Genomic DNA, 13659 nt, shown 5'->3' with positions numbered 1-13659 from the left:
GGTCCCCAGTCCGTGGATCACCCCGAGGTCGTGCCCGGGTCGGAGGAGGACATGATGCAATCGATTCCGATCGGCCTCACACCGTTCCAGCACGAGGGCACACTGAACGGCATTCTCATCTCGGGCCGCTGGCCGGAGTCGACGCTCGAGTGGACGCAGACGCTGGTGGCCTCGGTTCGGATCGCCTGCCGGCCGGGTTTCCTGCCCACGACGACGATCTTCGGCGTGGTCGAGCAGCGTCCGGAGCAGGGTGAGGCGGACACCGTCGGGATGATGGTCGCGATCGGCAATGTCGTCGACGACAGCTTCGTCGAGGCGGGCCGCTTCCTGAACAATCCGCCGGCCCTGGTCATGCTGCATCCCCCGTCGCAGACGCGCCCGTCTCTGCCCGAGTGCTCGCAGGTCGCCTCCGGCTGCGTGCTGCTACCCGGACTGCCCGAACTCGGGCTCGAACACCGGGCGGGATGGGCCGAGGCGGAGGCCGACGGCACGGTGGTCAACCTCCGCAATCAGGTGGGTATCGACCCCAACGCCGACCCCGACACCGCCGTGCTGGCCATGCTTCTCGCAGCGTAGAGCGGGGCGGACGCCCGAAGGCCATGCGACGGGTCACCGACCCCGTGGATACGGGTCCCCGAACATCTGATTTTGATGGCCCTACCTGCGGAAATACGGGTCTTCGACGAGTTGCGTCCCCGAGTTAGCGCTGACTAACCTGGCGTCCGTGATTGCCGCCCTGCTCCTCAGCTTCGGCGTGATCTTCGTGGCCGAACTCGGTGACAAGTCACAGCTGATGGCGATGACCTACGCCCTGCGCTACCGCTGGTGGGTCATCCTCCTCGCGATCACTGTGGCCACCACCGCGGTGCACGCGGTCTCGGTGTTCTTCGGCCACTTCCTCGGTCTGTCGATACCCACCACGCTTCTGACGATCCTCGCCGGCCTGGCGATGCTCGTCTTCGGCCTCTGGACGCTGCGCGGAGACCGGCTCGACGACGAGGAGTCCAGTCGGGCGACCCGCGTCGGCGCCTCGGTGTTCTTCGCCGTCATGTCGGCGTTCTTCCTCGCCGAACTGGGCGACAAGACCATGCTCGCGACCATCACGTTGGCCACCGACAACGACTGGCTCGGGGTCTGGATCGGGTCCACGCTCGGCATGGTCGCCGCCGACGCACTCGCCATCGGCGTGGGTGTCCTGCTCGGCCGCCACCTTCCCGAGCGCGTCATCGCAATCGGCGCGGCAGTTCTCTTCTTCGCCTTCGCGGCCTGGCTCATCACCGACGGTCTGATCGGTGCGTCGGTACCTGTGATCGCGGGCACGCTCAGTGCAGTCGTGATCATCACCGGGATCGGCATCGTGCTGATCCGCCGGGAGAACCGCCTCCGTTCCGACGAGGGCGTCCGAGCGCTCGTTCGGTAGTCCAGGGGGTCTTTTGCGGTTGGTGCGAGCCGTCTGACTATCGTGAAACTGCAGCACGAGCCGGAGCGGCGTCGCCGACGACGGCGGCGCGGCCGGCAGGAGAACGGGTCGGGTACCGCGAAAGGATCACCTCACACATGGACGTTTCAGGCGCTTCCGTACTGGTCACCGGCGGGGCCTCCGGCCTCGGTGCGGCCACCGCACGGCGTTTCGCCGCAGCCGGCGCCCAGGTCTTCGGCCTCGACCTGCAGGCCTCGATCGACAAGGCCGCGCCCACCGAAGGAGTCACGCTGGTCGCGGCCGACGTCACCGACGAGACCCAGGTCCAGGCCGTCATCGACACCATCGCCGAGTCCGGGGCACCGCTGCGTGTCGCGGTCAACTGCGCCGGCGTCGGCTGGGCCGCACGGATACTCGGCAAGAAGGGCCCGCACGAGCTCGACCTCTTCCGCAAGGTCATCGACATCAACCTGGTCGGCACCTTCAACGTCATGCGACTGGCCGCCAACCGCATGCAGGAAGAGTCCACCATCGACGGCGACGGTCAGCGCGGCGTCATCATCAACACCGCATCGGTGGCCGCGTTCGAAGGCCAGATCGGACAGATCGCCTACGCGGCGTCGAAGGGTGGTGTGCACGCGATGACCATCTCGGCAGCCCGCGACCTCGCACGCGTCGGCGTGCGCGTGTGCACCATCGCCCCCGGCACCATCAGCACGCCGATGCTGGCTGGTGTCACCCCCGAGTTCCAGAAGACCCTCGCCGAGGGCATCCCGTTTCCGCAACGTCTCGGCGAGCCCGACGAGTACGCGCAATTGGCGGAGTTCATCGTCGCGCACAACTACCTCAACGGAGAAACCATCCGCATGGACGGCGCGATCCGGATGGCGCCGCGCTAGTCCGACCGACTCGCCGGATTCACCTGAGGCGACTTCGCGTGGTTCGAGGGCCGGCCGGCGCGTCACCGGTCGGCCGGCTCCTCGACCAACTGCACGGCGTCGAGCGCCCGGGCCAGTTTGATCAACGGCACGGCATCAGCTTCGAGACCCTCGCCGTCCGCCGGCGCCAGGTCTCGGACGGCACCGCCGTCACCCTCTCGCGGATCGTGTCCGGCCACGGCGGCCCGCAACAGCCTCGCCTGCACCTCGGGTTCGGCATACCCGAACACCGCCGGGACCCGAGGACTCAACTGCGTCAACGCGTCTCGGGTCTCGACGACGCGCCGATGCAATCGGGTGGTCGGTGTCAGCCGGCCGGCATCCGGTAGCACCACTCCGGGGACCGCGTCGGTCACCAGTCGCCACAGGGGCACCAGTTCGGCGTCGAGGCGTCGACGACGCCGGTTGGCCGCGACCGACTGAACCCGCGCGTAGACCATCGGATAGCTGATCCCCATCAGGAACGTGACGACGCCGACGATGGCGACGGCCCGATTCGTCGTCAGAAGCCACGGCGACCGGGCGACGTTCGTCGCGGACACGATCACGAACACGATCTGACAGACCGCGCCGACCGCGAGACACGTCAGACCCGTCATCAGAAGGCCAAGGGACACACGGAGATAGCCGTCCGCCGTCGCATAGAACTTGCGGACGCTGTTGACGCAGGCGACGAAGCCGTAGGCGAGGTAACCGCTGGCGATCAGCATGAACAGCGCGAAACCCCAGTTCTGGACGGTCCACTCGTCGATGGTCGCGGTCCGGATCTCGACCGGGATGACCAGCATGGTCACCTGCAGCCCGACGAGTGCCACGACGAGGGGCAATGCCTCCCATCCGGCCCGGCGTTCGCGCGTGACCTTCCCGGGGAAGAAGAACACCACCACGAGCGCCGCGACCCCGATCGCGAGGAGCGCGTAGAACGCCACCCTCGACAGGCCGGTGAAACCGACCTCGTTGAGCACGTCGGCGACCGAGTCGTCGACGACGACGAATGCGAGGGTCAGCGCCGCCACGGCGATCATCATCGCCAGCGGCTGCAACCCCCATCCCGCACGGCGGATCTGATCGAGGCGCCAGCAGAACGCGAGGGCGAAGACGACTGCGGCGACGGCGTTGACCGCGCCGATCCCGACGTCCACCCCGGAGGCCAGCAGATTGACCGTCGGGCCCCCGTCCGCGACAGTGATCACGCCCAACAGGGACTCACATTCTTCCCGGTGCCGCAACCGACCGGCGTGTCACAGCCATCCGCGATGACCCCCCAACAGTTTCTGGAGTCCACGCAGTTCGCCGTGCGACGCGGTGCTCCCGACGCCGGTGCCGGCGTCCTCGGCCCAGCCGAGAATCAACGAGGCGAGCATCTCGGCTTCCCACTCGGCGTCGTCGGAGTAGCACGTGCGCCGGAGCGCGGCTGCCGACTCGTCCTGCGTCAGGGCGGCGATCCCCGCCGCCGAGGCCTCACCGAGGATCTGGTGGCCGGCGATCAGATGGCCGAACTCGTGGACGACGATCTGGTTGCGGTGCAAGCGTGAGGTGTGGGCCTGGTGGAAGAAGTAGTCCGCGTCGGTCGCGGCCAGCCAGATGCCGTTGGGAACCCCCGCGGGCAATGCATGCTCGATCAACCGGATGGGCCGACCGCGACGGTCACCGTACCGTTCGCAGAGTTGAGCCACGTCGAGGGGCAGATCGAGATCGAGCCCCTTCAGCTCGGCGCGGCACAATGCGCGCAATGCGCGCTCGGATCGACGCATGAGCTCATCGAATCACGAGCGCGCACCACGCCGGAATCCACCCGCAGCGATCGACTTCGCTGGCCTGTCCGGGCCGACACCCCTCGGTCCGGAACGAATGGCTCCGCGAACGCCTCATCGGCGGTCAGTCGTCGCTGTGGTCTCCGACGACGCGAAGCCGCGAATCGGCCGACGGCTTGGTGTCGCTCAGACCGGCCGCGATCACGTCCGGCGGATCCTTGGGCAGACCCTGCTGCTCGCGCAGCACCTTGATCAGCTCGTTCACCACCGTGACCGAATCACTCGACAACCCGGCCAGGCGGAAGGCCGCCAGCTGGACGTTCGTGTCGGCCTGCAACCGCATCAGATCGATCTCGTCGCGGGTACGCTGCGCGGCCCGATCCTCGAGAAAGTAGTGCACGTCGACCCCGAAAGCGGCCGCGATGCCCTCCACCGTGCGGAACGAGGGAGACTTGGCCTTCCCCGATCGCAGTTGGCTCAGATACGACTCGCCGAGTCGGAACCCCCGCTCGGTCGATCGCGCCGCGATCGCCTTCGCGCTGTACGCCCTACCGTTCGGACCAGGAACCGTCCGGAACAGTTCCTCGAGCCGCCGGGCGAACAGCCCAGGGTCGAGAGCATCCGCGTCCGTCGTCCTCGAACGATCGGAGTCGGTGCGTCCGGTGTCGCCCATAGGCTTCTCCGCCCCTCCTGAAGTCATGACAATCTTCTCCGAAACGCAAAATTTGAATTTGCAAGCATTAAAGCCCGCTGTACACGGCCGTTGCAACGGTCGGTACGATCAGAAAGTACCGGACCGCCGCGCTCTGCGCGTATCACCTGTGAAGATGGTGTAACGATCGTTAGTGTGGCGTTCTTCACATTCATGGGGGTCATGGGTTGCCGACGCGGATCCGTCAGATGAACATTCGGGTTCGGCCCGCGGTGCGCGTCGATCCGCCGCATGGTGTCAGCGACAATGTTTCACCCCCTCGACTGTACGCCTGACGAACGATGAGCCACCGTCTCCCGACCCCCCGCGGCGCCCGTGCCAAGCCGCGTGGTCTCGCCGTCCTTCTGATCGCTCTCGCCGCGATCCTCTTCATCGTCGTCGCGCCCGGGGTTGCGTCGACAGCTCCAACGGGCCCCGATGCGCCAGGCGCCGACTGGGCGGGTGACTCCGACAGCGACTCCGACTCCGACTCCGACTCCGACTCCGACAGCGATCCCGATGACACGGACGAAGTCGACGACACCGACACCGACACACCCGCGGGCTCGGCGACCGATGACCCCGAGACGACCGAACCCGAATCCACGGACCCCGAGACCACCGATCCCGAGACCACGGACGAGTCCTCCGCACCGTCCCATCCCACGGACTGCGGTTGTGGATCGTCGCCCATGCCGGGGACGTCGGACACGACGGGCGAGACCACCAGCACGACCACGACCACGACCAGTACCGACGATCCGGGTCCGTCGACGTCCGGGCGCGAGACCACGTCCGGGCGCGATGGCGACGGTGACGACCCGTCCCTCGGCACCCGCCGGGAGGAGGACGCTTCCTCGGCGTCCGATGGCGATGTGAGCGGGTCCGACCCGGCCGGGGTCCCCCCGAACACCGGTCCGGCCGTCGCCGACGTACCGGCGGTCGCCCCGCCTGGTGGAGGTGGTTCGACCGGGCCGACTCCGGACTCCGGCCCCGCGAGCGAGCCGGACACCGATCGTCGTTCTCCCCAGCCCGACACCGGCGTCGAATCCGACGGCTCCGACACCTCGCAGACGGTTGCGGGTGCAGCGGGTCCGCCGGTCGATCCGCCGCAGGCCTCGCCCGGTGTGCCGGAGGACTCGACGTTGACGTCGGTGCGGAAGTTCGTCCTCGGCATGGCGCCGGGAGCACTGTTGCTGCTCGGCGCCGTCGCCCTGCTCGGCAGCGGGTCGTTCCTCGACTCGTTGCGCTCGATGCGTCCCTGACACGCGGCGACGAGACGTTCGACCCAGCGGTTCGGCTGCGGTCGTCAGCTCGCCCGGAACCGGTCGAGCAGATCCCGCTCGTGGGGCACCTGCGCGGCCGCGCCGTCGGTCATCCACTCGCGCAACACTTTTGTGGCACGGACATCGTCTTCGTTGTATTCGAGAAGTCGCCGGCGCTGCCCGTCGTCGGGGCGCCCGCCCCCGAGCGCGACAGCCGCCCGGTACCACTCCATCGACGCCTCGCCGCTCGCGTCGTCGTCGCGCCACGAGAACCCCGCGACCGGCGCCACTCGTTTCAAGCCCTTGCCCCGCGGGCAGATGAAGTTCTCGCCGACCGCCTCGTAGATGTCCACCCATTCCGACGATGCGATGAAGGCCTGGACCTCGGCGCGCGCCGGGATGCCCGGCTCGCCGGCGAAGCGGTCGGCCGACCCCAGCAGCCATCGGTTCTCCGCCTGCTGGGAGTAGCAGTAGGCCGCGAACGTCTTCCCGGCCTCGCGGGCGGCGGCGCGTTCGGCCATGAGCCATCCCCAGAACTCGGCGAACGACCGCGCTTCGTCGCGCGTGGGTAGCGGGTCCCAGGTGACGAACGGGCGGTACTCGACGGGCGCGGACGAGTCGGTGGTGTCGGTGCGCAGTGTCCCCCACAGATACGCCCCGTGCTCGCCGTAGCTCTCCATGTCGACGTCGATCTCGATGTCGGCGCGGTGGACCCGCGGCGAGTCGACGCGACGGACGAGCTCAGTGCCGGTGAGCCAGGCGATCGCGTTGATGATCGCGTCGCCGAACCGGACGCCGCCCGGCCAGCCCTCCGGTGGGGCCCCGCGCTGTGCGGCCAGTTCGTCGATCGTCGTGATCCCGGCATCGATCAGGACCGAACCCTGGTTGCCACTCGCCACGAGACTGACGTCGCGCTTCTCCTCGAGCTCCGGTCCGCAGCGCACCCACCACGGGCACGAACGGCATTCGCTGATCCGGCGGGGCTCGGTGGGGACCTTCCCACCCGCGACCGCGAGCCGATGCTCGAGGATCGCCGAGTAGTCCCCGAGCATCGCCCCGGTGTCCAGGACGACGATGCAGTCCGCGTCCACGCCGATCACGCCGCCGCGCAACTCCGTCGTGTCGGTCGACGACGCCCTGCCGATCTCCACGAGCATGGCGGTGAGATGAGCCAGCCGGAGGTTGTCCCGTCGGTTCGGCCGGCCGGTCCGATACGGGTCGGGGCTCGGTGCCCACATCCAGAACGGACTGGTCACCAGGCTGGGCGCACGCCCGTCCGGTTCCGGCGTCGATTTCGCCGGCTGGCTGACCCGGTGGTTGACGACGATGACCGGTGTGTAGCCGTCCCCGACCCGCACCAGCAGTTCGGAATGGCCACGGCGCCCGTGCTCCCGGTCGGTCGGCAGGGTCGCGTTCCAGATCCACGACGCCCCGGCGTCGCAGGCACGCAGCGTGGCCGCGACGCGCTCAGCGGTGCTCGCATCGGCGTCGACGACCACGAACGCGCCCGGCTGATCGCTGTGTACCCCGCGGAGCAGCTCGCGGATCGCCGCTCGATGGTCGGCCGCGGCCTCCTTGCGACGCTGCACGCCAGGCGGATCGGGTTCGTCGGCGGGACGTCTGTCGTGCGCGAAGTCGAGGGCGACCCGGTGCTCGCAACCGGCGAGGTCGCGCGGCGACAACACGACAGGGACCACGCCATCCCTTTCCGGGCTCGAACGGACGGACACGTGGTCGGATACAACCACATGTCATGCTTGTACTTGTTATCACGCGCGCCTGACGTCGGGAGCGAAGCGAGCGGGGCCATGAAGTGCGGCGCCGGACGCGATCGAGCGAGCCGGTCGACACCGGCGCCGGGAGCGGAACGAGAGCAGGCCGGGGGTCGACTGCGGTCTTCTCGGCAGCAGCGAAAGGGCATTCGATGGGATTGTTCTCCTCCGACGGTACGACTCGTGCTCAGCGCAAGGCAGAGGCCAAGGCTCTCAAGGCGAAAGCCAAGCTGGAGGCCAAGTTCGACGCCAAGTCGCGGCGCAAGGAACACAAAGCCCGGCGCAAGAACGAGCACAAGTACTTCCAGAAGGAGATGAAGGCCGAGCGCAAGACCGCCAAGCAGCTCGCCAAGTCCCAGACGAAGGTGAGCAAGGCCGAGGCGAAGAAGTTCGCCGTCGAGGCGCAGGCCGCCGCCGACGCAAAGGCTCTCAGCCCGGCCAGTGTGAAGCGCTACCTCACCGTCGCCCGGCTCGTGGCACCGATCGCCGCACCCGTCGTCTACCGGGCCGCGGTCGCCGGACGCGAACAGCTTTCCACACTGCAGGCGAGCCGCGCGGGGGTCTCACCGGAGGTGTTGCGCCAGTTCAGCGGTCACGGAGCGACCCTGTCCGCGCGAATCGCGACCACCCGTACGGCACTGGAGAAGGTCGTCGCGCAGGACACCAGCTCCGACTCCACGGATTTCGTCGCGGCGATGACCAAACGCCTCGACAATCTGGACATCGCGGTGCAGACCGCCGAGACGATGTCGGCCGGTCAGCGCCGCACCGCCCACAAGTCCATCGCCGACGAACTCGAAGCCGTCGACGCCGACATCCTCGCGCGGCTCGGGGTCCGTTCCTGACCCACGGTCCGAGCCGGGTCCTCGCCGTGCCGGTGGGCGGCGGACGCTTGGGTGATATCGGCGAGCGATCAGCGGCACGTGTGGAAACAGGCTGCGGGATCCGGTCGCCGGTGCCCGGTTCCGGGGCACACCATTAGGATGGGTGCGAACGTGTCGCGCGGCGCAGCAGTTGCCGGGCGCCTGCCGGATACTTGCGAGGGAGCGCCGTATGACCGAGCCGGATCCGAACGCCACGCCGTCCGCCGGTGAGTCGAACCAAGACGAGCAGGCGCTGTTCCCGATCGCCGCACCGGAAGAGTCCGCTTCCGTACCCGACGCCGCACCCGCCGCGCCGGTAGCGAAGAAGGCCTCGCCGGAGACGGCGGCCGCGGAATCCGGCGGCGACAAGCTCCCGCCGAAGAAGGCGGCGAAGAAGAGCCCCGCGAAAAAGGCACCGGCCAAGAAGAGCCCCGCGAAAAAGGCCGCCGGGGCCGCACCGGCGAAGAAGTCGGCAGCCAAGAAGGCGCCGCCGAAGTCGGCGCCGCCCGCCCCGGAGCCAGTGGATCCGCCGACTCCGACCCCGGAACCCGAAGCGCCTCAGGTGTCGTCGGCCACGACCCCGGCGTCGCCCCCCGAGCCGCCGGTGACGCACTCCCCGAAGCCGGCCCCGACCGCGTCCTCGGCCCCCGCGCCCGCCGATCCCACGCCCGCGCCCACACACCCGCCGGTCGATGTGGTCGCTGAATCAGACGCCGCCCGTGCGACTTTCGCGCAGTTGCGATCGGGTTCGCCCACCGAACCCCCGACCACCAACCTGACGCCCGCGTATGCCGGGCTCGCAACTGTGGTCGCGCTGATCGTCTTCGTCGTGTTACGCCGAGTCCTGCGCTGACGGTCCCACCGCCGACGGGGCGGTGGTCGACCCGTTCGCCGGGGCGAGATCGCCGACCCGGTCGAGGACCGCGGCGACAACGTCGTCGGCGTGCGCTTCCGGCAGCCAATGGTCGGCGCCGCGCAATGCGATGAACTCGTACTTCGCGTCGACCCACCCCGAACACAGGCGGGCCGCCTCCTCGCCGATGGCCGGGTCGGCGTCGCCCCACACGAACGTGGTCGGGACGCGGACCGGCCGGGGCGCGGATCGCTTGTCGGAGAGCGGCATCGCGCGATACCAACCCAGCGCGCCGGGGAGGGCGCCGTACTCACCGATCTCACGGGCGACCCGCGACGCGAACGGTTGCGGAAGTCCCATCCGCTCCCCGAAGTCCGGTTGTGTTCGCATCGCCCAGCCGAGGAACTTCTCGGGCAGGACCGGAATCTGGAAGGCGGCCATGTACCAGGACCGGAAGACCTGTCCGTGGCGCATCGAGCGCAGGAAGGCCCCTGGGTGCGGAACAGACAGGGCGGTCAGCGTCTTCACCCGCTCGGGATGGTGCGCGGCGACCGCCCACCCGACGAGTGCGCCCCAGTCGTGGCCGACGACGTGGGCTCGTTCGAGGCCGGCGGCGTCGAGCAGGGCGAGCACGTCGGCGGTCAGTTCGCTCTGCACGTAGTCCCGTCGGCGTGCGGGGCGAGCACCGGGCGAGTACCCACGCTGGTCCGGTGCGAGGGTCCTGAACCCGTTGTCGTGCAGGATTTCCGCGACCAGTTCCCAGCACGAGGCCCGCTGGGGGAACCCGTGCAACAGCACGATCGGTTCACCGTCGATCGGACCTTCGTCGGTGACGTCGAAGGTGTGGGGTCCGCGGTCGAACCGGGTGATGCGCGTCGTCATCGATGACCTTTCTGTGTCCGATTCACACCATGGCGATCACGCGCGCCGGACCGCCGGTACCACCGGCGAACTTCGGTGCGCCGACGACCACGGTCGAGTGCGTGTCCAACGGCTACGTTGTCGCGCATTGCTCAGCCGTCCCAGCGCACCCGCAGGATGCGGTCTGCACCTTTGCCGTCGCTGGTTGTCAGGATCAGCGAGCCGTCGGGCGCAACGGCCACCCCGCGCAGGCGACCGTGCTCGTCCTTCAGGGCCTCGGTTCGCGACACCACGTGGCGTCCGTCATCGGAGAGCTTGAGGAACACCAGTCGCTTACCTTTAAGGGCCGTCAGCACGACGCCGCCGTTGTATGCGCCCCAACCGGTTTCGGGCAGGAACGGATCCCCGGCAAAGCGATCGTCGTGTTGCCCGAACTCCAGACCGGACCGATCGCCCCCGGGACCCGGACCGGATCGGTCATCGGAACTGATTCGTCGTAGATGATCGGTGTCCGATCGGGCTTGTACCCGTAGTTGCCCCCGGCGACGATGCGGTTCAACTCGTCGTCGCGGCTCGTGCCCTGTTCGGTGGCGTACACGCGACCTGTTCCGGGCTGGACCGCCACGCCCTGTACGTTGCGATGCCCGAGGCTGTAGATCGGACTGCGCGGGTTGGGGTTACCCGGAGCGGGCGTACCGTCGAGTTTGATGTGTAAAACTTTGCCGCCCAGCGACTTCCGATCCTGGGTAGCGGATGGTGTGCCTGTGTCGCCAGTACCGACCCATAGGCTGTCGGCGGTGGCGAAAAGGCCGCACCCGGCACGACTGCCGGAGGAGGTCACGGGGATTCCACCGAGGACCGTCCGTTCACGGGTCATCTGCGTCCAGTCCGCGCTCACCCGCCACGACACCACCTTGATGGTCTGACCAGTCTGTGGGGCCGGAATCGGTGCGCCGGCAAGAGGTTCCGGCACGACAAAGGCGCCGGGCGCCGTGTACTCCGCTTGACACGAATACACGCGTCGGTTGTCCGAGAAACGTTGGTCGATGGCTAGCCCCATGAGGCCCGCCTCGTGGACCGCGAAGATCTTCGACAGGTCTGCTCTGACGTTCACTCGTTTTCCGCCGGGGCGCACTGCAACGAACCGCCCCGCGCGCTCACCGGTAAGCACCGTGCCGTCGGGTGCAACAACCACACCCCAGGGGATGGTCATACCGCCAGTCACAGCAGTGACCTGCAACGGCGCTCGAGCATGAGCTGCCGGGCCGGCGAAGAACCACCCAACCGTGACAGCCGCGGACGCGGTCATCGCCACAAGCCCACGGGCCGGTGATCGGACGGATCTCCTGCGTCCTCGACGTGTTCGGGTCACAAGGCCTACCGTAACCACGCTCACACCGACGGGGCAGGACATCGGACGTCTCGATCGGCGAAGTCATGCTTCCCGAGGCACGCCGGAAGCAGTGACGCCACGGCCAAACGGAGCGACCGGGTGGTGGCGACGCCGTTCGCGGTGAGGAATTTGCGTCCCTGTGAGCGAGGTCGAAGGGCAATCTGCCCTTCCCACACCCTGAGGTGGACGGAAATTCGTCATACTCGACACCCTTTGTGGCAACGAGTCGTCACACTCACGAATGATGCAGAGTGAACTCCCCTACCGCCCCGGCAGGTACTTCAACGCGCGGACGGCGGTCGGCGTGATGGCGCGGTAGATGCTCGTCGGGACCACCGGCATGCGGTCGATGCCGATGAAACGCTGCTCGGCGATGGTCTGCGGCTCGGTGTACTTCAGCAGACCCTCGTCACCGTGCCGGCGTCCCATCCCGGAGATACCCATGCCGCCCATCGGGGCCGCCGTCGACGCCCATGCGGCGGCGTAACCCTCGTTGATGTTCACCGTCCCGGCGCGCAGCCGCTCGGCGACTTCCTGGGCCTCAGCGCTGCTACCGGCGAAGACGCTGGCGTTGAGGCCGTAGTCGGTGTCGTTGGCGAGCTTGATCGCCTCGTCGGTGGAGTCCACCGGGTAGATCGAAACGACCGGTCCGAAGGTCTCGTTCGCGAAACACACCATGTCGTCGGTGACGTCGGTGAGGACCGTCGGCTCGAAGAAGAAGGGCCCCAGGTCGGCGCGACGCTTGCCGCCGGCGAGCACCTTCGCGCCCTTGGCAACCGCGTCCTCGACGTGTGCTTCGGCGGTGTCGATCTGGGCGGCCGAGGCCAGCGAACCCATGTCGGCGCTGAAGTCGTAGGAGGCCGATAGCTTCATCGTGGAGACATACGCGGCGAACCGCTCGGCGAAGTCGTCGGCGATCTTCTTGTCGACGTAGATCCGTTCGATCGAGATGCACAGCTGCCCGGAGTTGGAGTACGACGCACGCGCCGCGCCGCGCACGGCGTTGGCGATGTCGGCACTCGCGGTGACGACCATCGGGTTCTTGCCGCCGAGTTCGGCCGAGAAGCCGATGAGCCGACGCCCGGCCTGTTCGGCGAGGGTGGCCCCGGTCTCCGAGGAGCCGGTGAACATTACGTAGTCGGTGCTGGCCATGATCGCCTGTCCGACAACGCTTCCCGGACCGGGCACCACGGCGTACAGCTCACGCGGCAGACCCGCCTCGTACAGCAACTCGGCCAGGGCCAGCGCGCAGTACGGCGTCTGGCTGTCGGGTTTGATCACGACGCCGTTGCCGGCGATCAGGGCGGCCACCGCATCGGACACGGCCAGCGTCAGCGGGTAGTTCCACGGGCTGATGATGCCGACCACACCCTTGGGCAGGTACCGCACGCGCACGCTGGTCGCGCCCGGCAGCATGCCCTTGACCTTGCGGTCGGCGAGCAGCTTGGGGCCGTTCGTCGCGTAGTGCCGCGCGGTGATCGAGACGTCGATGACCTCTTCTTGCGCGTAGATGCGCGCCTTGCCGGTCTCGGCCTGCGCGATGTCCATCAGCGACGCCGCGTTGCGGTGGACCAGGTCGGAGAAGCGGTCGATGATCGCGGCGCGGTCGGCCGGCGTGCGGGCCGCCCATCCCTCCTGCGCCTGGCGGGCCCGGGCGACCGCCACCTCGAGATCGTCGGCGGTGGCGACCGGGATGGTCGCCATCTCCGTCCCGCTGAACGCCTCGAGGACGGGGCGCGTGGGACGACTCGCGGCGTCGTCGATGGCGACGAGCGCACCGAGGCGAGCGAAATAGTCGGCGGTGGGCTTCGGCATGTCGGTGCTCCTCAGCGCTGTGCGGGTGTCCGGT

The 13659-nt window shown here is 68.4% G+C and carries 12 protein-coding genes and 1 pseudogene; 6 read left to right on the top strand and 7 right to left on the bottom strand.

Annotation, left to right across the window (positions count from 1 at the left end; all coding sequences use genetic code 11):
- Window positions 1-54 precede the first annotated feature (54 nt).
- From KB201_RS10740 to KB201_RS10730, 3 genes are all read left to right on the top strand, one after another.
- Window positions 55-576, top strand: a complete 522-nt coding sequence (locus KB201_RS10740; protein ID WP_058253731.1) for a hypothetical protein — start codon at window positions 55-57, stop codon at window positions 574-576.
- 148 nt (window positions 577-724) lie between these two features.
- Window positions 725-1420, top strand: coding sequence for a TMEM165/GDT1 family protein (locus KB201_RS10735; RefSeq protein ID WP_165629233.1), 696 nt, complete (start codon window positions 725-727; stop codon window positions 1418-1420).
- A gap of 137 nt (window positions 1421-1557) precedes the next feature.
- On the top strand, window positions 1558-2319 hold the full coding sequence (locus KB201_RS10730) for an SDR family NAD(P)-dependent oxidoreductase (protein ID WP_065631287.1): 762 nt from the start codon (window positions 1558-1560) through the stop codon (window positions 2317-2319).
- Window positions 2320-2381: 62 nt separating this feature from the next.
- Here KB201_RS10730 and KB201_RS10725 read toward each other — a convergent pair whose 3' ends face one another.
- From KB201_RS10725 to KB201_RS10715, 3 genes are all read right to left on the bottom strand, one after another.
- On the bottom strand, window positions 2382-3551 hold the full coding sequence (locus tag KB201_RS10725; protein WP_374193913.1) for an MAB_1171c family putative transporter: 1170 nt from the start codon (window positions 3549-3551) through the stop codon (window positions 2382-2384).
- 48 nt (window positions 3552-3599) lie between these two features.
- Window positions 3600-4112: a hypothetical protein gene (locus tag KB201_RS10720; protein ID WP_058253708.1), complete on the bottom strand. Its 513-nt coding sequence runs from the start codon at window positions 4110-4112 to the stop codon at window positions 3600-3602.
- Between the two features lie 124 nt (window positions 4113-4236).
- Window positions 4237-4812: a helix-turn-helix transcriptional regulator gene (locus tag KB201_RS10715; protein ID WP_058253707.1), complete on the bottom strand. Its 576-nt coding sequence runs from the start codon at window positions 4810-4812 to the stop codon at window positions 4237-4239.
- 293 nt (window positions 4813-5105) lie between these two features.
- On the opposite strand from KB201_RS10715, the gene KB201_RS10710 reads away from it, so the two are divergent.
- The gene (locus KB201_RS10710; RefSeq protein WP_211539249.1) at window positions 5106-6068 is read left to right on the top strand and encodes a hypothetical protein; all 963 of its coding nucleotides are present in this window, start codon (window positions 5106-5108) and stop codon (window positions 6066-6068) included.
- Between the two features lie 44 nt (window positions 6069-6112).
- Here KB201_RS10710 and KB201_RS10705 read toward each other — a convergent pair whose 3' ends face one another.
- On the bottom strand, window positions 6113-7765 hold the full coding sequence (locus KB201_RS10705; protein ID WP_065631291.1) for a TM0106 family RecB-like putative nuclease: 1653 nt from the start codon (window positions 7763-7765) through the stop codon (window positions 6113-6115).
- 227 nt (window positions 7766-7992) lie between these two features.
- On the opposite strand from KB201_RS10705, the gene KB201_RS10700 reads away from it, so the two are divergent.
- Both KB201_RS10700 and KB201_RS10695 read left to right on the top strand, forming a co-directional pair.
- On the top strand, window positions 7993-8685 hold the full coding sequence (locus tag KB201_RS10700) for a DUF6474 family protein (RefSeq protein WP_211539248.1): 693 nt from the start codon (window positions 7993-7995) through the stop codon (window positions 8683-8685).
- Window positions 8686-8893: 208 nt separating this feature from the next.
- Entirely contained in the window at window positions 8894-9556 is a 663-nt protein-coding gene (locus KB201_RS10695) for a hypothetical protein (protein WP_211539247.1), read from the top strand.
- Here the strand turns inward: KB201_RS10695 and KB201_RS10690 are convergent.
- The 3 genes and pseudogenes from KB201_RS10690 to KB201_RS10680 form a co-directional block, all read right to left on the bottom strand.
- Complete coding sequence (locus tag KB201_RS10690) at window positions 9536-10438, bottom strand: alpha/beta fold hydrolase (RefSeq protein ID WP_211539246.1); 903 nt, start codon at window positions 10436-10438, stop codon at window positions 9536-9538. The two genes, KB201_RS10695 and KB201_RS10690, sit on opposite strands and share 21 nt — an antisense overlap.
- Window positions 10439-10569: 131 nt before the next feature.
- A pseudogene (locus KB201_RS10685) lies at window positions 10570-11789 on the bottom strand (sorbosone dehydrogenase family protein).
- A 282-nt stretch (window positions 11790-12071) separates the two neighbouring features.
- The gene (locus KB201_RS10680; RefSeq protein WP_058253701.1) at window positions 12072-13625 is read right to left on the bottom strand and encodes a succinic semialdehyde dehydrogenase; all 1554 of its coding nucleotides are present in this window, start codon (window positions 13623-13625) and stop codon (window positions 12072-12074) included.
- Window positions 13626-13659: the final 34 nt, after the last annotated feature.

This window comes from Gordonia sp. SCSIO 19800 (genome assembly GCF_018132775.1).
Classification (GTDB): domain Bacteria; phylum Actinomycetota; class Actinomycetes; order Mycobacteriales; family Mycobacteriaceae; genus Gordonia; species Gordonia hongkongensis.
The sequence above is the reverse complement of the archived record's forward strand: the minus strand, read 5'-3'. Positions and strand labels throughout refer to the sequence as shown.